The sequence below is a fragment of the Cohnella sp. AR92 genome, assembly GCF_003990975.1.
In the GTDB taxonomy this organism is placed as follows: Bacteria; Bacillota; Bacilli; order Paenibacillales; family Paenibacillaceae; genus Cohnella.
The window spans coordinates 114,600-140,047 of the sequence record NZ_RZJR01000013.1; the positions used below are offsets into that span (position 1 = coordinate 114,600).

The following is a 25,448-nucleotide window of genomic DNA, read 5'->3' on the forward strand; positions in this document are numbered from 1 at the left end:
GCCGTAAGCCGGTGTTCCGGCGATTATTTACCTGTGCGCCTCGGCCAGCTCGGGCCTTTGAACCTGCAGCGGAGGCGGAATAAGCCAGCCTTTCTCCTTCGCAAGACGAAGAATCTTCAGCCCGATTGCGGCTTTGGTGGCATGGTATTTGGCGAACAGGGCGCCAACGTCTTCCCGTATGCACTTGCCCATGATCTGGCTGCAGATAACGAGCCCGGCTGACATACCTGCCGCCAGCATCGGCGCGATCTCCGGATCGGTGAATCGGGCGCCCGGGGGAATCTCCTCCAGCTTCGCTTCCGGCCTTGCCGGCAGGTTAGGCGAGGGAACGATTCCGTTATGAACGAGAATCTCGTCGCATTCGGACACCTCCAACTCCGCCTGATCGATAGCGTCCCCAATGATTTTCTTTAAGTCTTTATCCCCGGCATGGTAACTTAGCGCCCGGTAACCGGACACGCAGCCCTTGGCGGCCATGGAGAATTGCCATAAATCATAAGCTTCTCCATAATGCAAAGGCTCGTCTTTGGGATTTCCGCTCAGAATGCCCATTGTTTTTCCTCCCGTATTAAACATATTTTCCGTGCTCCGGCACGGCGATTCGATCGAACTCGTCGACTAGCAGCTTCAAGTTCTCGGCAAGCTCCGATCCGGACAGGGGAATCCCGTGTCCCGTGACGGCATGGTCCGGCTTTAAGGCTTCCAGGGCAGCCACCGACTCGCGGGCTTTCGGCCAATCCGTCGTAAAATATTGCGGCGGACCGCCGATCTCCATTGTCTGCGTAAACACCTTGTACAGAGACTCCTGGTTGACGGTAACGAACGCATCCCCGGCAATCAAGACCCGATCCGCGGAACGGAACAATGAGACGTGTCCAATCGTATGGCCGGGCGTCGGAAGCCATCTCCATTCGGGCATTCCCGGAACGGTGCCATCCGAGGGAAGCGGCCTCGCCCGATCCCCCAGATGAATCGGTTCATTCGGGAACCAGGGCGACATTCTGGCGACAAGTCCCGAGGAGACCCGAGGGTCGGCGGGAGGATAGGCGGCTTTGCCGGTTAGGAACGGAAGCTCCTTCTCATGGGCGTAGACCGGAACGTCCCAGGCTTCGACTAGCTCGATGACGGCTCCGACATGATCGAAATGTCCGTGAGTGAGAACGATCGCTTGAGGCCGGCTTCCGGCTCCGAATCGGCTTTCGCTCGCGGAGAGGATAGTATCGGCAGAACCCGGCATCCCGGCGTCGACAAGGACCCATTCTCGGCTGCCCGGCAGCCCTACGAAGATCACGTTTACGATCTGAACGGTAACCGCGTATACGTCGGGGACGATCTCCATGCCATCCCCGCTTCGTATCGAAGTAACCGGCAGCCCATGATAGTCCGAACCGTACGTTAATTCCGTTTCCATCCGCGCCGCCCCCCATCTATAGTCCAGAATGCCTTACAGTAAAATTCCTCATATCGTCCCCCTTCATCCACGAAATCAGCGGAATAAAGCCGACTTCAACCAGCCATCCTAATCCGCGTTGTTCAAACAAAAGGAGGAATCCGCGTGCAATTCAGTAATAATTCGGCCAGCTCTTCCCTGCAGCAGTGCGAACAAATCATTCAGCAGCTCGTTCATCAAACCCAGCAAGCCAGCCATAACTATCAGATGCTGCTGCAGCAAGAGCAACAGAATTCCCAACGCTTGGAGGATCTGGCCCGCCGCGAGCAGCAAGCGGCTCAGATGATCCAAACGGCGCTCCAAGGGCATCAAACCGCCATTCAGCAGCTCCAGCAAGTATCCAGCATCTGCAGGCAAGTGGAGCAGATGGTTCAAGTCCAATCCTTTGCCCCTTCTTTCGCTCAGAACAACCAGAACCAAGCGCAATCCCCGTATTCCTCGGCGAGCTTCAACTCGAACTTCAGATCCATGCAATAATGCGCCTCCGCGAAAAGAACAGGCCCCCTGCTAGGCAGGAGGCCTGTTCTTATTTCGCCGAATAGCGAGCTTCAAGCTTTTGTTTGTGGGATCTTAGAATATCCTCGAAGGAGATCTCATAACGATTCGCGATGACTAGGAGATTCCCCAATACATCCCCGAGCTCTTCGGTCAGCTCCGTTCTGTTCTCTTCGTAGGTGCCTTCGACTTCATCGGGACGGTCGCGGCCGATCTCAAGCGCGAATCGCGCGCCCTTATTTAAGCGACTCCAACAGCTCGCCTAGGCGATTCCAGGTCTCTGTGATGCCTTGCAGCATGCCCATGTCCATAACGGTCTTGAGAGCTTCGGCCGATTCGTATTCCGAACGGTTCACCAGCTTGGTTCTGCCGCCCTGGTCGACGAATTCTATCGTGACTAAGGTTGCCGGCAAAGAATCGTCGACGTTGCCTTCGGCATCCGAGAAGTAATCGTTGTAGGCGATCGTCTCCGGCTCGGCAATCTCCTTATAGATGCCCTTCCCCCATGATTCCATTCCGTAAAAATCGCCTTGGTTCGGGTCGACGCACTTCATGCAGTAATGCCACACGCCGCCCGGACGGAAATCGATGTTGCAGACGGGGAGCTCCCAGCCTTTCGGTCCCCACCAATGCTTGAGATGCTCGGGTTCCTTAAACATTCGGTAGACGAGCTCCCGCGGCGCATTGAATTCGCGTTCCAGCACCAGGACCCGGTCGTTCTCTACTCTCGATAGCATTACGTTGTTTGACATGGATACGTCCTCCTCTGTTTCATCTCATTGTGCGTTTTCTGCTGAGATAAATATAACTAGATCGGAATATTCTTGTCAAGGAATATTATGAACTTGACTTTCTTTACGTCGATCTCAGCCCCAACCGTTCGCGTAAGCTCTCCAAGCTTTGGTCCACGGTTTGATTCGCGGTGTCAATGACGATAGGATCGCGATCCCAAATCTCGTAATATCGGTTCTCTACCTGCTCCCAAGTAGGCAGAACGAAGCCGGGAATATCGGTTGACCGCGTCTCGACCCGGCGCCTATGTTCGCTTCGGTCGGAGCAGACCACCTCGATCTCGACAAACGGAAGCTGTTGAGACTCCGCCACATGACGCCAGGCTTGGCGAGTCGCTTGGATCGGATTGACGGTATCGGCGATCACGTCAAGGCCGAGACGCAGGTTCTGTTCCGCAATCGCGTAACAGACCATGTACCCCTCGGGTCCGTCTATCCTCATTCCGGCATCCTGCATGGCGTGCTCCACGATATCTACCCGAAGATAGACAGCCCTGAGCTCTCTAGCCAAAGCCGAAGATAACGTGGACTTACCGGTTCCCGGCAGCCCGCTGAATAGATAGAGCATTCTTTACACGGCTCCTTTATCATTTCCGATTCGCGCATCCCGACAGCTTCTTCATCGGACGAGTCCAACTTCGATCATCCCGTTCCTCCCCATCCCTAAACCTTTTGGCGAAAATGGCGTATTACCCTATATCGAGAGGAGGAAATCGCGCTTATGGCTGTCTTGTTGATTCTCTTGGGTATGGCGCTTGCCGCGACCGGCTTCTACGGTCATCGCCACCCCGATGTCTGGTTCTTCCGGGGTGACCGGGATAGCAACGAAGACCTGTCCGCAAACGAGCTCGCCGGGAACAAATTCAGAGCTATCGTCATGGTCATGGTCGGAATCATCTTGATTCTTGGCGGACTCCTGAACCTATTCGCCGGCTGACTCTAGGGTTATCGCCATGCCGACGTCGTAGTCCGCCGGATCGATCTCCAGCTCTTGCCCCAGAGCCAGCTTCGCGAGCTGGCTGCCGACAAACGGACCTACCGTCAGCCCGGATGCGCCGAGCCCGTTGGCCGCGAGAAGCCCCTCCCAACCGGGTACCGCTCCAAGCACCGGAAGGAACCCCGGAGTGAACGGGCGGAAGCCGACCCGCATCTCGGCGAACGTGCCGTCTGCCAGCCCGGGCGCCAAGCTCAGTCCCTTGTTCAGGACCTCCTGCATGCCCCCGGCGGTGACTCTTGTGTCATAGCCTTCGACGTCGTTCTCGTGGGTCGCTCCGATCACGATTCTCCCTTGCTCGAATGCAAGCAAATACTGATCGGTCGGCGGAATGACGACAGGCCACTCGCCGGTGTTCGGCTCGCCGTTCATCCGAAGATGCATGATCTGCGCCTTCTGATAGCCGACGTTAAACCGGATGCCGAGCGGCTGCATCAGTTCGCTCGCCCAAGCGCCGGCGCATACGATTGTCTTCTCCGCCGAATAGCGGTCTGTCCCCACCGTTGCCCCCGTGACCCGATTGGACTCGAAAGCTAGAGCCGCATCCCCGTTCACCAGAATCGCTCCGTTGCGAACCGCGGAACGAATGAGCGCATCCCGCAGAGCTCTTCCGTCCACTCTCGCGGCTCCGCTGATCTGCACGGCATGGTAGCCTTCCGCCAGCAAGGGGAACAGCTCGCGAGTCACTTGCTCGCTGCGCCTGACGATCTCGCCGATCTCCGGCGCGTCCGCCTTCCGCAGGCTGGCCCGCTCCTCCATCTTGGCGATCTTGTCCGGGTCCTCATGGATGCTAAGGGCGCCTACCCTGGCATAGCCGGTATCGGTCTCCCCCTCCCGTTGCAGTTGCTCGATCAGCTCCGGGTAGAACCTCGCTCCCGCCTTGGCCAGCCGATACCATGCCTGGTTGCGCCGCTGCGACAGCCAAGGGCAGATAATGCCGGCCGCGGCATCGGTCGCCTGCCCCCGGTCCTTGCGGTCGATCAGGACAACCTCCGCCCCCATTCGCGCTAACTGGTAAGCGGTCGAAGCTCCCAGAATACCGGCTCCGATCACGATCGTTTTGCTCATGCTCGCTATCCTTCCTTTGCCCAACCATCTGCTTTGTTTCTCTTCTGCTATCATAACTTATTTAGAAGAGACGCGCCTCCACGTTCCCCCAAGGTCGTCCGTCGCCCAATGCTCGTCCCCGATCTCGACGATTAGTTGAACGGCGTTCTCCATCGTCCAATTCATGTCCCCGACGGAGTAGGAGGCCGCCGGTTCCCCCGGATAAGCCAGCTTAACCGGATCCGACCAGGTTCGTCCGCCGTCTGACGTGACGTATGCATAGCGATTTTTCCGCTCTCCGCTCTCTACGCCGACGATCAGCAATCCATCCTCCCCATTAAAGAACCACGGCGGAAAAGAAGTATACTCCGGGTTATCGACTTTGTCGGGAATAGGCTTCAAGGGCTGAGCCTGCCACGTCCCTCCTCCGTCGCGAGAGGCATAAATCACTAGCTGCGACCGCATGGAGGAATCGGGAAAATGTCCGCTAAGCCACATCGAGTCTTCGTCGAGAACGCTAAGCCCGCTTACGGTGCTCATCTTCCCCACCTCTACTGCCGGAGCCGCTTCCGTCCAATCTTGTCCGTTAGTCGTTCGGTACAAAGAATACTCGAAGCCATCGCGGTCGCTCGTCTCGTTCCGATAAATCGACCACCCTCTATCGGAATCGATAAAGGAAGATCCCATGCGCTCCCCAAGCTGTTCCGTTCCAACGTAACGCTCCGCTTTCTCGATAAAATCCGGCCTTGGATACCAAATCTCTTCCGGGTCGACGCTTGGCGGGGAAGATTCGGTTGGCGTAAATTCGGCGGCCGCGGCGGGCAATGATTCGGCAGCGGCAGGGCCCTGGGTCGATGCCAGGGAAGGGCTAACCGATGCCGTCGAAACGGCCGGTTCGCCGGTATCGCTGCATCCGCCGAACAACAAGAACGCCGGAAGCAGAATAGCTATTCGATAGTTGCTTGGCGTTCGAATAGATGTCGAAGATCTCAAAGATAGAATAAGGGTCACCTTCTCTCTGTGAATAGGTTTTTTGTTCTATATTTTACCATATGAGGAAGAAAGACGACATTCGGCGACAGATTCCCGAGAAATTCTCCCTCCCTATGACGTCCGGTGCCCGTTAGTGATTCCCGTCACATCAATCCGATTCGAAGAGTTCTAGAATAGCAATAGGATTGAATCTCTGACAAGTATTGGAGGAACATTCAATGAGGACGGAACTGGCATCGAACCTGCTCTCGGTCGGCAATAGCGTCGCCAAGGTCGCGGCGGAAGGCGGCCAATTGATCGCGGACAAGCTTAGCGTGTATGGCTTCTTCGCCTTCTGCCTGATCTTCGTCGGCGCCTGCCTGATTGCCCCGGCGCATCTCTACGAGAAGTACTATAAGGAGCACGACGACAACTCGTCGGCGGAGCGCCATGCTTAAGCGGTAACTCGTTCAGGGGGCTTGCGGGGGGCTTGCGGGAGTGCCTGCGGAGTGCTTGCGGAGGGCTTGCGGGATGCTTGCGGGAGTTGCTCGGGGCTTGCGGAAGCTCTTACGGAGTGCTTGCTGGGGGCTCGCGGGAGTGCTTGCGGGAGTGCTTGGGGTGGCTCGCAGGGCAGCTTGAGCAGAGGAACTCGCGAGGAGGCTGGAGCATAAGCTCGTGCGGTATCATAAAAACGGCAAAAGACACCTCGCGAGGTGTCTTTTGCCGTTCTGGCAGCCGCACCGAAGAATAGCGGACGCCGCAAGCTCTAACGGAAATGAGAGACGCTTAGAGGGCTCGAAATCCGGATTCTGCCAGCTAACGGAAGCGGGAGACGCTTATTCTAGCGAATCAAGCCAAATTGGCTGAAATTACGAGAATAAGGGTCTCTAAATTCCGTTAGATTTCAAAAAGGCCGATTATCAACGTCTAAGCGGCTGCAATTTCCATTAGCGCGGGGTTCGGGCTCGGGCTCGGTCCCGGTCCGGGTTCCGGTTCGGGTTCGGATTCCGGGTTCGGATTCCGGGTTCCGGTTCGAGTTCGGGATCCGGGTTCGGGTTCGGGTTCGGGTTCGGGTTCCGGGTTCCGGTCCGGGTTCGAGAGCTATCCCTGCTTCGCGATATTCTCCGCCGTGCGGAAGGCCAGCGCCAGAATCGTGAGCACCGGGTTCACGCCGCCGTTCGTCACGTGCACGGAGCCGTCGCTGACCCATAGGTTGTCGTAGCCGTGGATCCGGCCGGAAGGATCCGTGACGGAGGTCGCGGGATCATGGCCCATGCGCAGCGTTCCCGCCTGATGCTGACCGCCGCTCAACCCGCCCCACGGGCCGGTCCGCCACACCTGGCGCGCGCCGGAAGCCCGCAGCCAAGTCTCCGCCTTCTCGCCCAGCATGACCGCGGCCCGGTAAGACTCGGGATGGATGCTTCCCGACAGCATAGCCACGGGCAGTCCGAAGCGATCCTTGACCGTCGGCGAGACCCGTACCCGGGATTCCGGATTCGGGATCTCCTGAATCGGACCCTGGATCTGGCTCGTTCGCAAGTAGCTCGAACGCATCATCTCCTTGCCCGCCGCTCCCCATCTTGGCGCATCCGGCGCAACGGCACGGTACCAGTGAATGAGCGGCAGCCGGGTGAATTCGTTGGCCAGCAGCCCGCCGCCGATGACGCCGTCCCCGTTCCCGTGGGAGAAGCGCAAGGTGGCGATGCTCACGCCCGGCCCGAGGCCGTCCTGCACGGGCTCGTCGAACAGCCCGCAGGCGCCCGCATAGACATGGCCCTGAAGGTTCCTTCCGACCTGCCCGTTCCGATTGCCGATCCCCTCCGGCTCCGATTCGGAAGCCGAGTTGAGGAGGAGGCGAGCGCTCTCGATCGCGCCGGCGGCGATCACGACATGCCCGGCCCGGATCTCCCGCCGCCGGATGGATCCCGATGCTTCCCGGGCGATTCGGATGCCGGTCGCGCGCTTGCCGCCTTCCGTCAGGACCCGCTCCGCGATCGTATCGCAGATCAGATCGCAGTTGCCGGTCGCGATCGCCCGCACCAGCATCGTGTTGTGCCCGCCGTTCTTGCTGTTCGTCGGGCAGGCGAAGCCGACGCACTCTCCGCAGCGCCCGCAGGCCGGCCGGCCGTCCCGCTCCACCGAATTGATCAGGAGCGGAACGGGACCCGTCCGCCAGCCGAGCTTGGCGGCGCCCTTCGCCAGAATCTCGGTCTCCAGCGTGCGAGACAACGGCGGCATCGGATACGGACGCTGTCTCCTTCCGCATTCGGAGTGGGCTTCCCCTTGGCCGGCCACGCCGACCTCCCACTCCGCACGATCGTAATAGGGCTCCAGCTCCTCGTAGCTTATCGGCCAATCGCTAAGCGAGCTGCCGCCGGGAACGCCGTAACGGCTCGCCATCCGGAAGTCGTCCGGATGGAATCGCCACGCTTGCGCCCCGTATACCCGGGTGCCTCCTCCCGCCGTCATGGCATTATTGTGGTAATCCCCTTGGAAGGGAAGCGTGATCCGCTCGGACCCGTCCGCCCCGGCCATGGTGCGCGGATTCCCTTCCAATGAGGGTCCCGTGTTGTGGCCGTAGTGGCTCAGGCGATGGTTGCGCAGATGGTCGCAGCCGACTTCGGAGTACCGAAGCCAGCTCCCCCGTTCGACGACGAGCACGCTCATGCCCGCCTCGGCCAGCAAAGCCGCAGCGACCGATCCCCCGGCGCCGGCTCCGACGATGACCGCATCGTAGCGGTCGCGAAGCTCGTCGAAAGACCGCAGCGGCAGATCCGTTTCCTCGACAGGCGCCACGCTTGCCCCGATGACGCCCGGACGGAACCCGATCATCTCCCAAGACTTCTGCTCCGGATTGCCGCCTGCCTCCGGGCTTCCGTAATACCCTTCCGCGACCAGGTTCAGCAGCGTATCGAAGAACCGCCCCGGATCGACCGGCCAATCCCGGACCTCCTGCCGCTCCACCTCGCGAAGCGCGTCGTCTTGTTGTTCCGCCGTTAGCTCCGCGAACGAACGCCCGTGCCGAGCGACCGCCCCCGCCTCCAGCTCGCGCAGCCCAGGCTCGATCCATTCCGTCCAAGTGCCGGGATCCTCGACGGACCGGCGCTCCAGGTAGCCCAGAACGCCCCCCTCCGTCGCCGACGGCCATGCATCTCCCGGAATGAGCCGGTTCGCCGCCGCCTCTAGAATTCCAAGAATATCGTTAGCTAGATGATTGCTATTGTTAGGATTCATTTTCCCACCATCCAATAACTTTTGACTTCCCCTCTATCCTATCAGAGTCGGAAGCGTTAAGGGGAACAATCTTGCCATTGGCAAAAGGGCCCCTCTCCGAGGCCGAAACGACCGGGAGATGAGCCCCTCTAGAGACGCTAGCGTATTAGAATTCATTCACATCTTCGATTTGAGGATCGACCTTCAGAACCGAAGAATGCCCCGTAATGAAAGCGTCCTTGGTTCGAACCATGAACTCCCATCCTCTTCGCATTTCGCCCGGGTAGGTTAACACGAATTCGACCCCGTCCTCCTCATACCGGCTTGCCAGCTCGTGCTCGAGTGCGAGCTTGGAATACGATAAGCTTGCCAGATAGACGCCGACAAGAAGGGCCCCCGCCGCAACGATTCTTTTTCCCCTTCTCGTCAGCAAGCCGCCTATCATGGACAGAAGAAGAATAGCTAGAGAAAAATCATCTGCCTTCCGAAGGATTGCGAACTCGTACTCGCGTTCGATGAAGGGATAGAAGAGCGCGTTGCCGTTCCCGACCGTATCGATAAACAGGTGACTGAGAACCGCGGCGGAGAACAGAAGCCACGCTATTGGGAACGGGATATCCTTCCGAATCCTCCGGTACGCCCATGCGAATAGAAGCCCGAAGACGGGAACCAGCCCCAGCGAATGCCCGTACAAATCCCCGAACGCCTTCGTAAAATCAGGCGACAAGCCCGCAATCCCGCCGAATAGAAGCAGCAGCCCTCGAACCGCTAACGAATCCGATTTTTTATTCCCGATCAAATAAGCCAGGCAAGCGCCAACCGCTATATGCAAGAGCGAATGAAGAAGCATGTCTTTCATATGATAAATCAGGTCCATTTGGTCTCCGTTTCCCGCCGTTGTTTGTCCGCTATCCTCCTATTCGACTTTTTCCATCAAATTCCTCCCTATCCAACTACAGTCTTCGCTTTGCCGCCGCCATAGAGCTGCTCGAGAACGTCGTCCTTGGCATGGAAAACATGCTCTTCGCCCGGGAAGGACCGCTCCCTGACTTCCTTCACGTACTGCGCGATGCTGGAGCGAATCTGAGTCCCGAGGTCGGCGTATTCCTTGACGAACCTCTTCTCCTTCTTGGGAGAGGAGTAGCCCAGAAGGTCGTGATAGACCAGTACCTGGCCGTCGCAGGTTCTCCCCGCGCCGATGCCGATGACGGGAACCGACAGCTCGCGCGCGATCGCGTCCGCCGCCTCTTCCGTCACCATCTCCACGAGTACGGCGAAAGCTCCCGCTTGCTCCAACGCCTTGGCGTCGTCAAGCAGCCGCTTCGCCCCTTGCGAGTCTTTGCCCTGGATTTTGTAGCCGCCGATCTGGTGAATCGACTGAGGGGTCAGCCCGATATGCCCCATCACCGGAACGCCGGCTTCCACGATTCTTCTCACCGTATCGCCGATCTCCGCTCCGCCTTCTAATTTGACCGAATGGGCGAAGCCTTCCTGCATGATTCTCCGAACGTTCTTAAGAGTCTCGTCGATGCTTCCGTGGTACGTCATAAAAGGCATATCCGCCACGATGAAGGTATGCTCCGTCGCCCGCGTGACCGCCCGGGTATGGTAGACGATATCGTCCATGGTGACGGGGAGCGTGGAATCGTAATTGATGATGACGTTGCCCAGAGAGTCGCCGACCAGAATGAGATCGACCCCCGCTTCCTCGGCCAGTCGGGCGGAAGGATAGTCGTACGCGGTGATCATGCTGATGGGCAAGCCTTTGGCTTTCATTTCCTTCATTTCGTGAATATTGAGGGGTTTCGGTGCTGCCATGGTCTCCATCAAATCCTTTCTATTTGTTTGATAGGCAAAACAAAAAAACCTTCCAGCGCGCAGCTAGAAAGGTCCGAAAGGCAAAAAAAGAGTCAAAAGCTCGTGACCGTTTTTTTGTCTCGGTCCTCTCGGATCAGAGCAAAACCCAACGCGTTCACCTCCATGGCGTATTCAATTGTAAGATGAAACCCGGAATCCCAAGCTGAGTGCCATTCGACGAATGCGATACGGCCTCATCATGAAAGTATGCCAAACAATGTGCGTTATTGCAATTTTTTCTTTCGCCATTTGTTCTTCCCCCATGCGCTGTATTGCACGTGGATGCGGTTCTCCGGGCGGGCGTCGACGGTGTAGAGGACCAATAGGAAAAGCCACTCCAGAGGCTTCATCATCACATAGACGGCATCCGCGGCCGCCTTCGAGCGAATGTGCCGGCTGACCGGATAGCCGTATCGGTCGTACAGGCGGCGCACGACCCGATGGAACGACGGCATGTACTGCTCGAGCACGTTCTCGAACGCGTTGGCGATCATCAGCTGGCGGTTGATCGGAATCGCTTCCCCATGCCGGATCCCCGCGCGAAGCGGCTTGACGACGCGGCGATGTCCTCGTGCGGCGACCGTACACAGGTAATGGCCGTTTCCCGGAACCATCTCCGGCGGCGGCGCAGGTATGCGGGATAGATGATAGCCGCTCGTATCCAAGAATTCCCGGATGAAGCTGTCCGGGCGCTGGCCGAACAGGACCAGAATGAATTGAATGACGATCTGAATGGGGAAAAGCAGGATGATCCACGGCAGCGGATGCATCCATCGTTTGTCCAACACGCGGCGCAGAGCCCGCTGCCAGGCGGGCAAATTCTCCGTGTCTTCCCCGCTTCGAACGGCCGCCCATACATCGAGCGAACGCTTGAGCTGGGCCAGGTACAGCAAGCCGATCGTCAGGCAGCCGGTTTGCAGAATTTGAACGGGATCGATCGGATCAAACTCTCGGCGAGAGAAGCCGGTGTGGACGAGATAGAGGGCGGCCAGCGCTACGCATAAGATCAGGACGGCGTTGAACAGGCAATAAATAATCGGGGACAGGCGCCGATGATAGACCCGAAGCAGCCAATAGGAGACAAATCCGAGCAGCCAAACGACGATGAGCGCGGCGCCATGCCGATGAGCCAGGGACATGTACTCGCTCAGCGGCTTGCCTAACTGCGCGTACACCTTCAAAGGTTCCCCTGCCGGCACCCCGTCGCCGTCGAAGACGTAAGCGATCATCATGAGCAACAAGGCAATCGAGAGAAGGATGCCATCGAAGACCCGCCACGGCGACGCTTCTTCAAGCAGTTCCCCCTTGCTCGACGAACGCGCGAACGTAAATATCATGCTGCAGAAGGCGGCTAGGATGAGGGCAAGGAACGGAGAGGAAAGCAATAGCATGGCTGAAAGACTCCCTTCGACCGGTACGATCGTTTGCCGATAGGCTACCGATTAGACGATGGATGGGATTGCCAGGTTGCCGTTTTGCTTGGCGCAGCCTAGATGCTTAACGCTCATCTTTCCTAAACATCCCACATATGGTAACGTGGAATCCATCCACACTCTTCCGGGAAAGAGAGCTGCTTATCGCATGCGAACAAGCCCATTGCGCCCCGTCTATGCCGTCTTCATGGTCATCGCGCTTCTTGCCGTCCTTCTCCCCCCTCCCCCGAACGCGACGGCGAGATTTACAGTCTCCGACGAGACTGTTGACGAAGCCTGCCCGACCGCTTGCTCCTCCTACGACGTCGTCGTCATCGGAAGCGAGATCGAGGGAGTCCTGCTGGCCCGCGCCGCGCACGACCTCGGGAAGAACGTCCTGATCCTGGATCCCCGGCCGAAGCCCGGAGGAGAGCTGATCCAGGGCCAGATGATGGTGCTCGACGAGCCTCACGACGCGATGAATAGAAGCCTTGTGCAGGGCGAGCTGAAGAAGCTCTACGATGGCTACAAGCAGAGGAGAATCCGCACGGTCGGCGAGTTCGAGAGCTACTTCGATCAGCTCCTCAAGCCCGTTCCGATCCGAAGCGGAATTCAGATCGAAGACGTCCAGACTGCCGAACGGGCGGATGGCCGCACTCTCCGTTCTCTGACTTACCGCATGCCGGATGGGGAGAAGCAGACCGTAACGGCCGACTACTGGGTGGAAAATACGGACTTCGCCGCTCTGACGGGAAGGCTGGGAGTAAAGAGGATCCCCGGAACGGAGTCGCTGTTCCTGGGGGGCGGCAGCAAGCCGGAATACATGGCGGCCACGTACATGCTGCGGTTTAAGAACGTGAATTGGAGGGAGCTGCAGCGGGCAACGGTCAAAGACTATCCTATATCCAAGCTCGATAAGGACGAAGGTCCGAACACTTACGTGGACAAGGACTTCGGTACCGGCTTCAGCACCATCACGGCGAAGTATCGCCCGTCGGATCCTCAGCTCAGGCTCCGGGGGATCAATTCGACCTACCAGAAGAAGGGCAAGGTCATCATGAACGCCCTGCTGATCTTCGATGTCGATCCTTCCGACCCGGCCTCGGTCAGCTCCGCCGTGGAGAAAGGAAGAAACGAGGCTCCCCGCATTCTCGAGTTTCTGCGGAATCACCTTCCCGGCTACGAGAACGCCCAGCTCGATAATCTGCCGGATTACTTGTACATTCGGGAGTTCGACCGGTACGAACCGGCCTATCTTCTGAAGCGCGACGATCTGCTCGGCAAGCGCATGTTCTGGGACAACGTCGGCATTGGCGGCTATCCGATCGACGTTCAAGGAACGCGCCGCTTCCCGGAAGGCGATTCGCTCGGAATGACCGACCGGTACGGCTTGCCTCTGCGTTCCTTCGAGCTCAAGGACATCGACAATGTCCTGATCGTCGGCAAGAACGCCGGAGCGGCCGCCGACGCCTACGGCAGCGTGCGCATCATGCCCAACACGGGGCTGGCCGCGCAGGTCATCGGCATTCTTCTCGGCCGGGAGAAGAAGCCGCTTCGCGAATTGAACGCGGCCGACTTCAAGCGAATCCATGAATATTTGGCGAAGGATTACGATATCCAGGTCGCCGAATAATCGAATCGGCCGAAGAAGGTCGGAGGTCGGTTAGAAAGCTCCGTTAGACCTGTCAGATAGTAAAAAGACGCCTCTACGGGCGTCTTTTTATCTTTCCTATTTCTACTAGATATGGTACCCTGAATCTCGCGAGTCTTACCCCCTATTCCTTCGATGAGGTGAACCCCACGCATGAACGAAGCTAATTTCTATGTCATCCTCTTGGCCATCGCCGCATTGGTGTTATGGAGAAGAACAAGAAGCATGTATCGCCCGATCCGCAGCGGCGCCCGGTTATTATGGCCTCTGCTGTTCACCCTGCCCGGTATATCCTTGATCGCCCAATCCGGCTCGACGGAACCGATCTGGGCCTTCTGCGCGGCCTTCGCGCTCGGAGCCGCGCTTTCTCTCCCTCTTATCTGGACGACCGATTTCGAGGTGAGGGAAGATAAGCAGATCTATGCCAAGAAAAACTGGGGATTCATCGCCGCTTTCGTCGGCCTGCTGATCCTTCGAATCGCCCTCCGCGAAGAACTGTCGGGACTGGACGCCCAAGACAAAACGGCCTTGTTCATGACGCTGGCGTTCGGCTACCTCATTCCTTGGAGAGTCGTCTCGTTCATGAAATTCCAACGCGTGACGAAGCTCAAAGCCCAATAAATAGGCGCAAAGCGCAAACCCGATCCGCACGACTCACGGAGTCGTCGCGGCTTGCTCCTTAAGCTCTTCATTCCACAGCTCTGCCTTGCGCAGGGCTTCTTCGTCGTCCAGAATCTCTCCCGGACGATTCCCCTCTCCGAGTAGATAACCCGCATAGCGCGCGCCGAAGAAATCGAAGATATGCTGAAACTGAAGCGCGAGGGGCAATCCCTTCAGGCGGGGCCGATCTCCCCCGACCGCCACGACATAGGCCGTCATCTCGCTCATCCGTTCCCGGAACCGAGGACGATCCGCATCCCTCAACGTTTGCGACCAGCGGTCGACGAAATTTTTCATTGAGCCCGACATTCCGTACCAGTAGATCGGCGTCGCGAACACCAGAATATCGTTCTGCAGGACCCGGTCGATCAACGCGCTATAATCGTCGCCAACCTCTTGGAATCCCCCTTCGGCATGGCGCAGATCCTCGATCGGATAAACCGTGTAATCCTTGAGATGGATACGGTCGGCTTGCAGACCCGCAACGACTCGTTCCGCCAGAAGCTCCGTATTGCCGTTCGCTCTCGTTCCTCCGTAGATAACGGCGATTCTCATCGTCCGATTCCCCCTTCTTATTCTCAGGTTCGTCTCCGTTTCGTACGGTAGAGTTGAACTTATTATACACGATAGAGGGAGATAGAGAGGGGTCAAACCATCGCCCGCCTTCCAGGAGGGAGTGTATAATGGACCTGAACCTGAATCTTCCATAACAAGAGAGGAGCACGAGCGATGACCCGATTCGCCTGCGTCACCGGAGCCGACCATGGGCTCGGTCTCGCCTTCGCGGAAGGGCTGCTGGAACGCGGCTACTCCGTCGTCGCCGGCCGATACGCCGCCGGCGAAGGAGCTCTCGGCCGATTGGCGGAGAAGCATCCCGATCGATTGACGCTTGTTCCGCTGGACATCGCGAGCGACGGCAGCGTCGCGGCGGCGGCCGCCCATATTCGCGGGTTAACGGACCGCCTCGATCTTCTGATCAACAACGCGTCGATCTTGGGGGATATCCACGCCAAGGCAACCGATCCGCTGAACTTCGAGGAGATGCAGAAGGTCTACAACGTCAACGCCCTTGGAGCGCTTCGAGTGACGAATGCGCTCGTTCCCCTGGTGCTTCGAAGCGAGGATAAGCTGGTGGTCAACATCTCCTCGGAGGCCGGGAGCATCGGCAGCTGCTGGCGCGACAGCTGGTTCGCCTACTGCATGTCCAAGGCCGCTCTCAACATGCAATCGGCCCTCGTCCATAACGAGCTGAAGCCATCCGGAGGCCAAGTGATGGTGTTCCACCCCGGCCATGTCCGCACCTATATGCGAGGGACGCTGGACGAGACCGGCAGCCTGACGCCAGCCGAATCGGCCGGCAGCATTCTAGGCTGGGTTGCGAGACACAAGGAGTTCATGGGGGAAAAGCCGGTTTTCCTCGACTATCGAGGGGAAGCGTTGGATTGGTAGGTTAAGCGGGATACTGCGACTAATAGAAGGAGAGATTCGAGATGACGGACGATCGATTGTGGCCCTTGATTGAACTTCGCGAGCAAGGCAGGGCTTCTCAGGATCAAGCCATGCTTGCCGAAGCTCGGGTTAAGCTGTTGGAACTGCTCGCCGAAGACCCGGATAACGCCCGGGTTCAGTACCAGACCGGTATCGCCCACGACAATTCGGGCTTGGGCAAGGAAGCGATCCCCTACTACGAACGAGCGCTGCAATTGGGGCTGTCCGGCGAGGAGCTGGAGCGCTGCTTGCTGGGCTTAGGCAGCACTTACCGCTACTGGGGGCAATACGAGAAGTCGATCGCGACGCTGCGAAGAGGCGTGACGGAATTCCCGGAGAACCGGGCGCTCAAGGTATTCCTTGTGATGGCCCTATATAACGGCAGGCGTTACAAAGAAAGCGTCGAGCTGCTTATCGCCAATCTTATGGACTCCACCGCGGACGAGAAGCTGCTTTATTTTAAACGAGGCATAATGGCATATACGGAAGACCTGGACGAGACGGCCGAGTAAGATCGGCAAGAACATGGGGCTTCGTCTCGTCCGACAACGGCATTACGCCGCGATGCTCTTCCTTTTCTCCCCCTTCAGGGAAACAAAGAAGCATAGGATAAGCACAAGGCAAGCCATCGCATACGGAAAATTGATATTCCAATCGAACAGCACTCCGGCAACGATCGGCCCGACGATGTTGCCCAGGCTTGTGAAGGCCGAATTCAGCCCCGCCACATAGCCCTGCTGCTCCTTGGCGAGCATCGACATCTGGGTTCCGATCGCCGGCCGAAGAATATCCGTGGCCAGGAAGACGATGAAGGTGACGGCGAAGATCAGCCAGTACTTATGGACGAACAACGTCATCAGGATGAAAGCTCCGGCGAACAGCAGGCAGACCGAGATGACGCGCTTCTCGCCGAACCGATTCAGGATCCAGCTGAACACCGTCAATTGGACGACCGCGCCGGCGATCGAGCCGAAGGTGATGATAAAGGCGATATCCGTGGAGTCGAAGCCGAATTTATGGTCGACGAACAGGCCGAATACCGTCTCGAAGTTCGCCAGCCCGAAGGACATGACGAACACGATGATCAGGCTCAGGAAGTAAGGCTCCTTGTACGAATGCTTCAATTGCGTAAGCAGGCTGTTCCGTTCTTCCGGTGCATGGGGAGCCGATGCCGAATCGGCCGCTTGAGCGGGTAGAGACTCCTTCAGGAACAACAAGGAGATCATCGCCGCGATAATGCCCGCCACGCCGGCGGCATAGAACGGCGCCCGGATCCCGAACTCCGCGACGTATCCGCCGATGCCCGGGCCGATGATGAACCCCGTGGTGATCGACGCATTAACGTATCCCATGCCGGTCGCGCGTTCTTCGTCCGTCGTAATGTCCGCCGCGTAAGCCATGACGGCCGGCATGATCATGGCGGCGCTGATGCCGCCGAGCGCCCGGGCCGCGAACAACAGGACCGAGGATTCGGCTACCCCGAACAATCCTTCCGAGACGGCGAAGATCACCATGCCGATGACGATCATCCGCTTTCTTCCGAAGGAATCGGCCATGCGGCCGGCCCAAGGCGAGAAGAGGAATTGCGCGAGCGAGAAGACGGCGACGAGCAGCCCCATCAGGCTGCCGCTGATGCCCAGTTCGTTCATAAAGGACGGCATGATCGGAATAATAAGGCCGATGCCGGTAAAGACCATAAACAAATTCAGCATAAGAATCGGCAAGGCGCCATGATGTTTAGCAAAGAGAGCCATTATGATATCCTCCAAACGATCTTGCATCCTGAATATCCATTCTAGATGTTGATAAAAAAAAGCTAGCGGGACGATTTGGCGATTCCGCGCAGGAACACATCGATCGCCAGCCGGTAAGCATCAAGCGCTTGGGCACGCTCCATTCTCCGGGAGTGCAGGCTGAGGCCGTACAACAAGCTGTCGAGAATGATAGCGAGTCCGGTTACGTTCGCATGGCTGATCTCGCCGCTATCGATCCCTCTCTGCAAGAGCTGTTTGTTGAAGTTAACGTAACCCTGCGTCATTTGTTCGATACGCGCTTCCACTTCCGGATTTTTCTCCGCGTTGTTGTAGAATTCGTCCACCGCTTTGGTCAGCGGATGGTTGATCTGCTCCAGCGCCATATGCTCCGCCATCCCGTACAGCTTGTCGACCGTGGTCGCGTAGAGCGATTCCTTCGCCAGCCACGTCTCCTCCCACTCGCGGTCCCACTCTTCGATCAGATGCAGGAATAAGCCTTCCTTGCTCTTGAAGTGATAATAGATGTTGCCCGCGCTGCAACCCGTCGCCTTGACGATATCCTCGATCGAAGTGGCTTTGTAGCCTTTCTTTATGAATAAAGGCCGGGAAGCGTCGGCGATTCGCTTCTTGGTCTGTTCGGTTTGAAGCTGCTTCTTGTTCAACGCGTTCACCCCCTGCCTCGCAATAATACTGAACGTTAATTCAGTATTATAGGCGATCCTCGCCGAACTGGCAATGGCGCCATTAAAAGAAACCGATTCTCATAAAAACAGGCCACCCCCGTCTTCGGGAATGACCTGGATAACTTCCTTCTAAGCTCTCTTCTCCGCCGAATAGAAGATCAAGGCTGCCGCCGGCAGCGCGATTCCGATCCACAGCGCCGCTTCCCAGCCGCCGGCCGCGAATGCCCAGCCGCCAAGCGCGGAGCCAACGGCTCCTCCAGCGAAGAAGATCGCCATAAACAACCCGTTAAGCCGGCTGCGAACCTCGTCGCCGAGCGAGAAGATCGCCCGCTGGCTGAGAACCAGATTCGCCGAGACCCCCATGTCGAGAACGATGGCGGCAACGACCAGAAGGATCAGCGCGAGCGTCGAGCCGCTCCGGTCGGCCAGAGGCAAAGCGATCGAGATCAGGACGAGAGCAAGCGCGATCCCGGTTGCGGGACGGATCCACCCCCGATCCGCCAGTCGTCCGGCGACAGGAGCGGCCAGCGCGCCGGCTACCCCGACCAAGGCGAACAAAGCGACTTCCTTCTGGGAGAAGCGGAAGGCCGGGCCGGTCAGGTATAACGGAACGGTCGTCCAGAACAAGCTGAACGTTCCGAATACGGAGGCGTGGTATAAGGCTCTGCGCTGCAGGATCGGGGTCGTCTTCAGCAAACGGTACATCGAGCTCAGCAGCTCGGAATAGCGGGTCGAAGCCGAGGGTTTCCTGGCCGGAAGCGCCCGAAGCAGCACCAGAGCCAGGACCAGCATCGCGACCGCGGACAAGTAATAAACGGCTCTCCAGCCCATGTATTCCGCCCCCAGGCTCGATACCGGGCGAGCCAGCATAATCCCGAGGAGCAGGCCGCTCATGACATTGCCGACGTTGCGGCCTCGCGTCGCTTCCGGCGACAGGTGAGCCGCGTACGGAACGAGCACCTGGGCGGCGACAGAGCCCATGCCGATCAACATCGAAGCGATCAGGAACAACGACGCTTGATGCATGCCTCCCCCGACCGCCAGCACGATGGACGCGAGGAACAGCAGGATAACGACGAGCTTGCGGTTCTCCACGATATCGCCCAAGGGAACAAGGAACAAGAGGCCGAGGCCGTAGCCGATCTGGCCGAGCGTGACGATCAGGCCCGACGCTCCGGACGACAGCCCGAGATCCAAGCTGATCGGTCCGACCAAGGGCTGCGTATAATAGAGATTCGCGACGATCAGGCCGCAGGCGGCGGCAAGAATGAGGATGATTCCCGGGGAGAAGGCTTTCTCGAACGGTTGATGCTTCTCGATTGTGCTCATATTCGCTAGTCTCCTTTGCTTGACGCTTGCGCTGAAGTTGAAGGTATCGTATGCCGCGCAAGCCGCCGTTTACCGGAACGATCGTTCCGGTAATGGGATAAAATCGGCCGCTCCCGTTTACAGCATGCGGAGAACGGCCTCCATCATGTCGTCATACGCCTTCCTGTCCGGCTTCATCTTGGTGACGACGTTGATTCCGTGATTCAAGTTCAACAGCAGGGTCGCCAGCGTCTTCAGATCCTTGTCCGGGCCGATCTCGCCGGACTGCCGGCCTCTCTCGAGCGCGTCCATGAAGCATTTCTCCAGTCCGTCGTAGCTGTCCCGAATCGCGGCGCGCACCTGTTCGTCGGGCGAATCCATGCCCGTTGTCGCGTTCGTGATCAGGCAGCCATGGGGCGAAGCTTCGTCGAGCGCGTTCGTGATTTGGCGGTCGAAGTATCGCCGGATGCTCATCTTCGCGGATGGCGAGCTCTCCAGGAGGCTTCTCTTGCCGAGGCTTAGGGTCTTGTAATGTTGGATGGCTTCCAGATAGAGCGTTTCTTTGTCCGTGAAGGTCTCGTACAAGCTGGAGCGGCTTAACCCCATGGCCTGCAGCAGATCGGGAATGCTGGCCCCTTCGAAGCCCTTCTCCCAGAACACCAGCATGGCCTTGTGGAGCACTTGCTCCCGGTCGAATTCCTTGTTGCGTCCGATGGCGGCTCCCCCCCTCTCGTTACCCTAGTATATTCTTTTCGGAACGAATATTCCAGTATTTTTTTGAAAATAATTCCTCCCCAAAAGAAAAAGCCTCTGAAGCCGCCTTGTTGAGGCTGTCTTCAGAGGCCGATCTGGCTAGGCGTCAACGCCGCTTAGCTCTGCTTCACGTCATCCAGGTAGATCGCTGCCGTGCCCGTAGAATCAGCCGGGGTAAGCACTTGAATGCCGATCGCCTTGGTCAGGTTCCGGGTGGCGATGCCGGAGATATCGAACGTGATCTGGGCGAAGCCGTCTCCGGTATAGGCAATCTCTCCCGAATCGGCCCAAGTCCACCCGCTTCCGGATTGAAGGAAGAGCTTCACCTTCACTCCGCTGCCCAGGCTTCCTCCTTCGTCGGCCGCGATCTTCACCTTCGCGACGATGGAGGAGGCGGAGCTCAAATCCCTCGCGACCATGTTCCGGATCTGGAACTGTCCGCCTCCCAGCTCGAATGCAGCCCGAAGCGAATGCTCGCCCTCGGCCGCCGCATCCGACGATACCTGAGCGACTCCGGCGTTAGCGGTATTATAAGCGCCGCTGTCGTCCAGGTTGATCGCCCAATCCTCCGTCGACGTCTCGAAGCCGAAGGCCATGCCCGCAGGCTCCGCTCCGCTTAGATGGATGTCGTCCACGTATACGGTCGAACTGCCCGTTTGCCCCGCGGCCGGCTCGATCTTGATTCCGATCGACTGGACGGCGTCCAGATTCTCGATTCCCGCGAGCGGAATCGTCAAGGTCGCGAAGCCGGCGGAATCGACGACCGTCACTCCGCTGTCGTGCCACGTCCAGGCGGAGCCGGTCTTGATATACAGCCTTGCGTTCGCCGTTCCGGCCGACAGCTTCACCTTCACGCTGATCGCGTCCACGGCGGAGAGGTCAAGCGCGCTCGCCTTCGTCAGCTCGAAGCCGGTTCCTTCCAGCGAGAAGGTCGACTTCAGCGAATGCGTTCCTTCGGCCGCTTCTTCCGTCGTGATCTCCGGCGCGGTCGCGCTCGCCTGATTCACTTCCACCGCGAAGCCGGAGGCATCCGTCTCGAAGCCATAGAGCGTGCCCGGCTGCGACTGGGAACCTCCCGGTCCGTCGCCGCCGTTCGGCACTCCTCCCGTGCCGTCGTCGATCGCTTTGATGTCGTCGAGGTACAAGGCGCTGCCGAGCGTCGCGCCGGAGACGGCATTGACGTAGAACGAGATCTCCTGAACGTTCTTCAGGGAGACTTTGTTCAGCTTCTTGCCCGCATTGGCAGTATCCCACGGCGCGACGTTGAAGTCGTTGAAGTGCAGGCTGACCCAGTCCGCGTTCGTCGTCGCCAAGGAAGGATACGCCTCGTAATAGATGCCGTCCACCTTCAACTGGACGACCATCTTCTGGTTCTTGCCGTCCGGCACGAGCCAGAACTTCAGGCGGTTGAAGCCGGACCAATCGACTCCTCCGAGCGCCTTCGAGATGCCCGCGTAACCCGAGCCCGCAAGCGAATAACCGAACTTCATGCCGTAGGTTCCGCCGCTCTTATGCGCGCCGTCGAGAGTGACGGTCGTGGCGTCGCCGCCCGCGTGCACGAACTTCGCCGCTAGCGCGGCGTCGCTGCCCTGATACGACTCGAAGTCGTCGACGAGCGCCGGATCCTGCGGCACTTCGGCATAGGTGCTGTACAGACGGATGTTGTCGACGTAGACCGCTCCCGAGAGCTCCAAGTATCGGCCGACGAGGGAGAGAGCCAGAGTCGTCGCTTCCGCGGACTTCGCCGGGTCGTTCAGATCGATCGTCGCCGAATACTTCGCGTACTCGACGCCGTCGATCGTCTCCTTCGGCAGGTCCGCCAGCTTCAGCTCGGAGGTGGACCCGTACTTCGTATTCCAGTCCGGAGCCAGCATGGCGACGCCCATCAGGCTCGCGTTCGCGTCCTCGCTTCCGGCGGAGCTAGGAATCCAGGCGTCGAAGCGTATCCTCTTCACGTCCGAGATTTTGATATCGTCCCAATCCGGGAACGCCAGCTTCAGCTCCTGCCAGGATTCCGCGTGGTCGGCTCCTTGAACATTCAGCTTCAGCGCGCCGTTATTCCCCAGAGCTCCATGCTCGATCGTCAGGGATAGGGTATCCGGGTAACTTCCGTTGTTCCTCATGCCCTCCGTATCCGAATCGAACGTATACTGCTTCATCAGAATCTCGCCGATCTTCACGAAGACCGTTTGTTGCTGAACTAGACTTTTACCGCCCGGCAGATAAGCCTTAACGGTAATCTTCGCCGTCTTGCCGTTGAACGAGGCATCCGGCGCCCAGTCCGCCAGGTAATAGAAGCCTTCGGAGTCCAGGCTCATCGGGATCTCCGCGTTCGAGCCTTCGACGGAATAGACGACCTTGGTCGGAGCCGAATTCAGAATTCGCGCCCGAATCGTCGTTACCGCGTCGCTCACCGTTCCGTTGTCCGTCGGGGAGACGATATGCAGGAACGGCTTCTCCGCCGCCGCTTGGACGGGGTTCTTGTATACGTCCTCTACGTCCCGCAGGAAGGCCGTATACGGATCGTTGTAATAGTCGATGAAGTCCGGAAGTAGCTCATGGTCGCCCAGTCCGTCCGGAGCATCCTTGTAAGGAACGAACAGATTGTTGGAATTGACGCCGAAGTTCGCCCATGTGAGCATATACGAGATTCTTTTCGCATTCTTATCCGCTTTGATCGCGTCCAGCACATGGGTGAACCAGTTCAGATCCCCGTTGCCCGAAGCGAGCATCCCCTGCGGGCTGTAACCGAACTCGGAGAACGTCGCGATCTTGCCTTTCCTGTCTGCCAGCTTGGAGATCATGGCCAGGTCCGCGACCAGGCCGTTAAGGAAGCTCTCCGTCCCCGGCGAGCTCTGGCTGTCGTATTGGTCCATGCCGAGAACGTCCACGTAATCGTCGCCCGGATACGTCGTCAAGTAGCTGCTCTCGCTTCCGCCGAATGTCCCGTTGGGGGAGAACACGTACAGGAAGTTGTGCACGCCCTTGATATCCCGCAGGTACTCGACCGTGTAGCGATAGATCTCGACGTACTCGCTCGTCGTCGTCGTCTTCGCTCCCCACCAGAACCAGCCGCCGTTCTGTTCATGGAACGGACGGAACAGGATCGGAATCGGCTTGCCGTCCTCGTCCTTCGCCTGGCTTGCGAATTCCGCGATATTGTCGAGGAAAGCGTTGTAGGCCTCGTTCTTGTCTCCGCCAGGCAGAACATGCTGCACGACGGAGCCCGCCGTGTCGTTGAAGCTTCCTCCCGTCACGAAGTTCGGCATATGGGAGCTGAGGGTGACGATGCCGCCCATGTCGTGAGCCGTCTGGACCGAATGCACCAGATTCGCGATGCTCTGCTGCGGATCGTTGGCAACGCCCGGCTTCTCTTTGCCTTCGAGGCTAAGCGTATCCCAGCCGAACACGGCAGGGAAGTCGCCGACGGAATTGTTCACGTCGGATTCGACGCCGGACCCCGTCAGCGTCATTCCTTCGTCGGTCGCATGCTGATGCCCGAACAGCACTTCCTTGCCGCGGACTCCGTTCAGATAAGCGAACAAAGCCCGAGTCTCCTCTGTCGCGTTCGAGTCGACGAAGTCGACTTTGCCGCTTCCTCCTCCCGAGCCGCCGCCGATCCCGGATCCCGAACCCGGAGACTCCTCGGGGTTACCTCCCGTCGCAAGGACGCCTTTGGCCACCTGATAGGTTCCCGGCTTCAACGGTTGGCCGTTCAGCGTGACTCCATCCGCCAGGATCGTAAGCTTCGCAACGTCGCCGCGGATCGTCAAGCTCGCGCCTGCCGCCCCGCTGCCGACGGACAGCTCCCCTACGGCTGCCCCATCCTCGATAATGAGGGTCGCTTTCGCCCCAACCTCGACCTTCTCAATCTTCGTCCCCGTTCCAAGCTGAAACTTGCCGTCGCCCGCCACGCGGATGCGGCCCGCTTGCGTTCCGTCCTCGACCAGAACGCGAACCTTGCCGTCCTTGCGATCGATCGAGACCGACGACAAGCTGGAATTCTTAAGGTGTACCGTATTCTCGCCTCCGCCGGCGACATACGTGCGGCCCTTGACCGAGACATGATCGAGAGCGGCGTCGCCGTCTCCGATTCCCGGGGCCAAGTAGAGATTGCCCGCAATCGTCAGATCCTTCAGTTCGACGTCGGGACGATTCACCACGACATGGCCGTTCGCCGTTCCCGACGGGAACTCGCCCGCCGCCGGATTGTAGCCGGCGACCAGCTTGTCCAGAAGGCCTGCCAGCTCCGCTCGGGCAATCGGATCCTTCGGGCGGAACGTTCCGTCCGGATAGCCTTTAACGACATCCGTTAAAGCGCTTACGGATGTTCGCGCGTAGGGAGCGATGCCGTCGGAATCTTTGAAAGCCGTTGCCTTGGCGCTCCCCTCCGCTCCCTCCGGCTCGATCAGGTCGAAGACGCGAGCCAGCAGCGTCGCGGCATCCTGGCGGCTGATTGTCTCCTCGCCCTTCGCCAGATTGCCCGGCGCGCCCTGATAGTATCCTGCCGCCCTGGCGGCAGCCATCTCCCCGGAATACCAAGACGAAGCCGGCACGTCGGCGAAAGCCGGTCCCGACGCTGCCTTGAACCCGAATACCCGGTTCAACACCTTGACGAACTCCGCCCTCGTCAGCTTCTCGTTCGGCCGGAACGTTCCGTCCGGGAACCCGCTCACGATGCCGTTCTTCTGCCATCTCTCGATGGCGGACTGCGCCCAGTTCCCTTGGATATCCTTAAAGACTGCACTGCCTCCGCTCGATGAAACCGCCGCTGTCTCATCCGTTGTCTGAGCGGACGCGGAAGCCGCGAACGACGAGACGATCAGCAAGCCCGCCATAACCGCCGAAGACCATTTGCGTAACTTTCTCATGCGAATCCTCCCCTGTTTGTTTGATTCGACCTTCCCTGCATTTTTCGAC

23 protein-coding genes and 1 pseudogene are annotated in these 25,448 nt (G+C 58.6%); 7 read left to right on the top strand and 17 right to left on the bottom strand.

The features are described 5' to 3' along the window. Positions 1 to 27: 27 nt before the first annotated feature. Both ELR57_RS21435 and ELR57_RS21440 read right to left on the bottom strand, forming a co-directional pair. Entirely contained in the window at positions 28 to 552 is a 525-nt protein-coding gene (locus tag ELR57_RS21435; protein WP_126961137.1) for a DUF3231 family protein, read from the bottom strand. Positions 553 to 568: 16 nt separating this feature from the next. Then, complete coding sequence (locus tag ELR57_RS21440) at positions 569 to 1,411, bottom strand: MBL fold metallo-hydrolase (protein ID WP_126961138.1); 843 nt, start codon at positions 1,409 to 1,411, stop codon at positions 569 to 571. A gap of 144 nt (positions 1,412 to 1,555) precedes the next feature. Between ELR57_RS21440 and ELR57_RS21445 the strand changes: the two genes are divergently transcribed. Continuing rightward, the gene (locus tag ELR57_RS21445) at positions 1,556 to 1,927 is read left to right on the top strand and encodes a hypothetical protein (RefSeq protein ID WP_126961139.1); all 372 of its coding nucleotides are present in this window, start codon (positions 1,556 to 1,558) and stop codon (positions 1,925 to 1,927) included. 49 nt (positions 1,928 to 1,976) lie between these two features. Here ELR57_RS21445 and ELR57_RS28675 read toward each other — a convergent pair. The 3 genes and pseudogenes from ELR57_RS28675 to ELR57_RS21460 all read right to left on the bottom strand — a co-directional run. Continuing rightward, positions 1,977 to 2,168: pseudogene (locus ELR57_RS28675) on the bottom strand (MazG nucleotide pyrophosphohydrolase domain-containing protein); the annotation flags it as partial. A gap of 13 nt (positions 2,169 to 2,181) precedes the next feature. Then, a complete protein-coding gene (locus ELR57_RS21455; RefSeq protein ID WP_126961140.1) occupies positions 2,182 to 2,697 on the bottom strand; it encodes an SRPBCC domain-containing protein in 516 nt (171 codons plus the stop codon). Between the two features lie 103 nt (positions 2,698 to 2,800). After that, the gene (locus ELR57_RS21460; RefSeq protein ID WP_126961141.1) at positions 2,801 to 3,304 is read right to left on the bottom strand and encodes a P-loop nucleotide/nucleoside kinase family protein; all 504 of its coding nucleotides are present in this window, start codon (positions 3,302 to 3,304) and stop codon (positions 2,801 to 2,803) included. 153 nt (positions 3,305 to 3,457) lie between these two features. Here ELR57_RS21460 and ELR57_RS21465 point away from each other — a divergent pair, with 153 nt between their 5' ends. After that, entirely contained in the window at positions 3,458 to 3,673 is a 216-nt protein-coding gene (locus ELR57_RS21465) for a hypothetical protein (RefSeq protein ID WP_126961142.1), read from the top strand. Here ELR57_RS21465 and ELR57_RS21470 read toward each other — a convergent pair. Both ELR57_RS21470 and ELR57_RS21475 read right to left on the bottom strand, forming a co-directional pair. Then, positions 3,659 to 4,798, bottom strand: coding sequence for an NAD(P)/FAD-dependent oxidoreductase (locus ELR57_RS21470; RefSeq protein ID WP_126961143.1), 1,140 nt, complete (start codon positions 4,796 to 4,798; stop codon positions 3,659 to 3,661). The genes ELR57_RS21465 and ELR57_RS21470 overlap by 15 nt on opposite strands. 57 nt (positions 4,799 to 4,855) lie before the next feature. Next, complete coding sequence (locus tag ELR57_RS21475) at positions 4,856 to 5,770, bottom strand: WD40/YVTN/BNR-like repeat-containing protein (RefSeq protein WP_126961144.1); 915 nt, start codon at positions 5,768 to 5,770, stop codon at positions 4,856 to 4,858. Positions 5,771 to 5,988: 218 nt separating this feature from the next. On the opposite strand from ELR57_RS21475, the gene ELR57_RS21480 reads away from it, so the two are divergent. Then, complete coding sequence (locus tag ELR57_RS21480; protein WP_126961145.1) at positions 5,989 to 6,207, top strand: hypothetical protein; 219 nt, start codon at positions 5,989 to 5,991, stop codon at positions 6,205 to 6,207. Positions 6,208 to 6,850: 643 nt separating this feature from the next. Here the strand turns inward: ELR57_RS21480 and ELR57_RS21485 are convergent. From ELR57_RS21485 to ELR57_RS21500, 4 genes are all read right to left on the bottom strand, one after another. Then, positions 6,851 to 8,983, bottom strand: a complete 2,133-nt coding sequence (locus ELR57_RS21485; RefSeq protein ID WP_126961146.1) for a GMC family oxidoreductase — start codon at positions 8,981 to 8,983, stop codon at positions 6,851 to 6,853. 145 nt (positions 8,984 to 9,128) lie between these two features. Continuing rightward, positions 9,129 to 9,839, bottom strand: coding sequence for a metal-dependent hydrolase (locus tag ELR57_RS21490; protein ID WP_126961147.1), 711 nt, complete (start codon positions 9,837 to 9,839; stop codon positions 9,129 to 9,131). Positions 9,840 to 9,907: 68 nt separating this feature from the next. Then, positions 9,908 to 10,780: a 3-methyl-2-oxobutanoate hydroxymethyltransferase gene (gene panB / locus ELR57_RS21495; RefSeq protein WP_126961148.1), complete on the bottom strand. Its 873-nt coding sequence runs from the start codon at positions 10,778 to 10,780 to the stop codon at positions 9,908 to 9,910. A 263-nt stretch (positions 10,781 to 11,043) separates the two neighbouring features. Next, positions 11,044 to 12,210, bottom strand: a complete 1,167-nt coding sequence (locus ELR57_RS21500; RefSeq protein ID WP_126961149.1) for a DUF6688 domain-containing protein — start codon at positions 12,208 to 12,210, stop codon at positions 11,044 to 11,046. A gap of 190 nt (positions 12,211 to 12,400) precedes the next feature. Between ELR57_RS21500 and ELR57_RS21505 the strand changes: the two genes are divergently transcribed. Both ELR57_RS21505 and ELR57_RS21510 read left to right on the top strand, forming a co-directional pair. Beyond that, positions 12,401 to 13,864, top strand: coding sequence for an FAD-dependent oxidoreductase (locus ELR57_RS21505; protein WP_238162640.1), 1,464 nt, complete (start codon positions 12,401 to 12,403; stop codon positions 13,862 to 13,864). 171 nt (positions 13,865 to 14,035) lie between these two features. Then, complete coding sequence (locus ELR57_RS21510) at positions 14,036 to 14,503, top strand: CcdC family protein (protein WP_126961150.1); 468 nt, start codon at positions 14,036 to 14,038, stop codon at positions 14,501 to 14,503. A 33-nt stretch (positions 14,504 to 14,536) separates the two neighbouring features. On the opposite strand, the gene ELR57_RS21515 is transcribed toward ELR57_RS21510, so the two are convergent. After that, positions 14,537 to 15,097 (bottom strand): flavodoxin family protein, encoded by a 561-nt coding sequence (locus ELR57_RS21515; protein ID WP_126961151.1) that lies wholly within the window; start codon positions 15,095 to 15,097, stop codon positions 14,537 to 14,539. A gap of 174 nt (positions 15,098 to 15,271) precedes the next feature. On the opposite strand from ELR57_RS21515, the gene ELR57_RS21520 reads away from it, so the two are divergent. After that, a complete protein-coding gene (locus tag ELR57_RS21520) occupies positions 15,272 to 15,991 on the top strand; it encodes an SDR family oxidoreductase (RefSeq protein WP_126961152.1) in 720 nt (239 codons plus the stop codon). A gap of 41 nt (positions 15,992 to 16,032) precedes the next feature. Further along, complete coding sequence (locus ELR57_RS21525; protein WP_126961153.1) at positions 16,033 to 16,542, top strand: tetratricopeptide repeat protein; 510 nt, start codon at positions 16,033 to 16,035, stop codon at positions 16,540 to 16,542. Positions 16,543 to 16,584: 42 nt separating this feature from the next. Here ELR57_RS21525 and ELR57_RS21530 read toward each other — a convergent pair whose 3' ends face one another. The 5 genes from ELR57_RS21530 to ELR57_RS21550 all read right to left on the bottom strand — a co-directional run bounded on the left by ELR57_RS21530 (position 16,585) and on the right by ELR57_RS21550 (position 25,399). Beyond that, a complete protein-coding gene (locus ELR57_RS21530; RefSeq protein WP_126961154.1) occupies positions 16,585 to 17,784 on the bottom strand; it encodes an MFS transporter in 1,200 nt (399 codons plus the stop codon). 62 nt (positions 17,785 to 17,846) lie between these two features. Further along, positions 17,847 to 18,446, bottom strand: a complete 600-nt coding sequence (locus ELR57_RS21535; protein WP_126961155.1) for a TetR/AcrR family transcriptional regulator — start codon at positions 18,444 to 18,446, stop codon at positions 17,847 to 17,849. 150 nt (positions 18,447 to 18,596) lie between these two features. Further along, positions 18,597 to 19,796, bottom strand: a complete 1,200-nt coding sequence (locus ELR57_RS21540) for an MFS transporter (protein WP_126961156.1) — start codon at positions 19,794 to 19,796, stop codon at positions 18,597 to 18,599. Positions 19,797 to 19,913: 117 nt separating this feature from the next. Further along, positions 19,914 to 20,456: a TetR/AcrR family transcriptional regulator gene (locus tag ELR57_RS21545; RefSeq protein ID WP_238162641.1), complete on the bottom strand. Its 543-nt coding sequence runs from the start codon at positions 20,454 to 20,456 to the stop codon at positions 19,914 to 19,916. A gap of 188 nt (positions 20,457 to 20,644) precedes the next feature. Beyond that, positions 20,645 to 25,399 (bottom strand): glycosyl hydrolase, encoded by a 4,755-nt coding sequence (locus tag ELR57_RS21550; protein ID WP_126961158.1) that lies wholly within the window; start codon positions 25,397 to 25,399, stop codon positions 20,645 to 20,647. Positions 25,400 to 25,448: the final 49 nt, after the last annotated feature.

What these genes read in the sequence shown, in the direction of transcription:
- ELR57_RS21525 (WP_126961153.1), top strand. Translation starts at nt 16,033, where the DNA reads ATGACGGACGATCGATTGTGGCCCTTGATTGAACTTCGCGAGCAAGGC.
- panB (WP_126961148.1), bottom strand. Translation starts at nt 10,780, where the DNA reads ATGGCAGCACCGAAACCCCTCAATATTCACGAAATGAAGGAAATGAAA.
- ELR57_RS21480 (WP_126961145.1), top strand. Translation starts at nt 5,989, where the DNA reads ATGAGGACGGAACTGGCATCGAACCTGCTCTCGGTCGGCAATAGCGTC.
- ELR57_RS21515 (WP_126961151.1), bottom strand. Translation starts at nt 15,097, where the DNA reads ATGAGAATCGCCGTTATCTACGGAGGAACGAGAGCGAACGGCAATACG.
- ELR57_RS21435 (WP_126961137.1), bottom strand. Translation starts at nt 552, where the DNA reads ATGGGCATTCTGAGCGGAAATCCCAAAGACGAGCCTTTGCATTATGGA.
- ELR57_RS21510 (WP_126961150.1), top strand. Translation starts at nt 14,036, where the DNA reads ATGAACGAAGCTAATTTCTATGTCATCCTCTTGGCCATCGCCGCATTG.
- ELR57_RS21455 (WP_126961140.1), bottom strand. Translation starts at nt 2,697, where the DNA reads ATGTCAAACAACGTAATGCTATCGAGAGTAGAGAACGACCGGGTCCTG.
- ELR57_RS21520 (WP_126961152.1), top strand. Translation starts at nt 15,272, where the DNA reads ATGACCCGATTCGCCTGCGTCACCGGAGCCGACCATGGGCTCGGTCTC.
- ELR57_RS21485 (WP_126961146.1), bottom strand. Translation starts at nt 8,983, where the DNA reads ATGAATCCTAACAATAGCAATCATCTAGCTAACGATATTCTTGGAATT.
- ELR57_RS21530 (WP_126961154.1), bottom strand. Translation starts at nt 17,784, where the DNA reads ATGGCTCTCTTTGCTAAACATCATGGCGCCTTGCCGATTCTTATGCTG.
- ELR57_RS21465 (WP_126961142.1), top strand. Translation starts at nt 3,458, where the DNA reads ATGGCTGTCTTGTTGATTCTCTTGGGTATGGCGCTTGCCGCGACCGGC.
- ELR57_RS21505 (WP_238162640.1), top strand. Translation starts at nt 12,401, where the DNA reads ATGCGAACAAGCCCATTGCGCCCCGTCTATGCCGTCTTCATGGTCATC.
- ELR57_RS21550 (WP_126961158.1), bottom strand. Translation starts at nt 25,399, where the DNA reads ATGAGAAAGTTACGCAAATGGTCTTCGGCGGTTATGGCGGGCTTGCTG.
- ELR57_RS21460 (WP_126961141.1), bottom strand. Translation starts at nt 3,304, where the DNA reads ATGCTCTATCTATTCAGCGGGCTGCCGGGAACCGGTAAGTCCACGTTA.
- ELR57_RS21540 (WP_126961156.1), bottom strand. Translation starts at nt 19,796, where the DNA reads ATGAGCACAATCGAGAAGCATCAACCGTTCGAGAAAGCCTTCTCCCCG.
- ELR57_RS21490 (WP_126961147.1), bottom strand. Translation starts at nt 9,839, where the DNA reads ATGGACCTGATTTATCATATGAAAGACATGCTTCTTCATTCGCTCTTG.
- ELR57_RS21440 (WP_126961138.1), bottom strand. Translation starts at nt 1,411, where the DNA reads ATGGAAACGGAATTAACGTACGGTTCGGACTATCATGGGCTGCCGGTT.
- ELR57_RS21470 (WP_126961143.1), bottom strand. Translation starts at nt 4,798, where the DNA reads ATGAGCAAAACGATCGTGATCGGAGCCGGTATTCTGGGAGCTTCGACC.
- ELR57_RS21500 (WP_126961149.1), bottom strand. Translation starts at nt 12,210, where the DNA reads ATGCTATTGCTTTCCTCTCCGTTCCTTGCCCTCATCCTAGCCGCCTTC.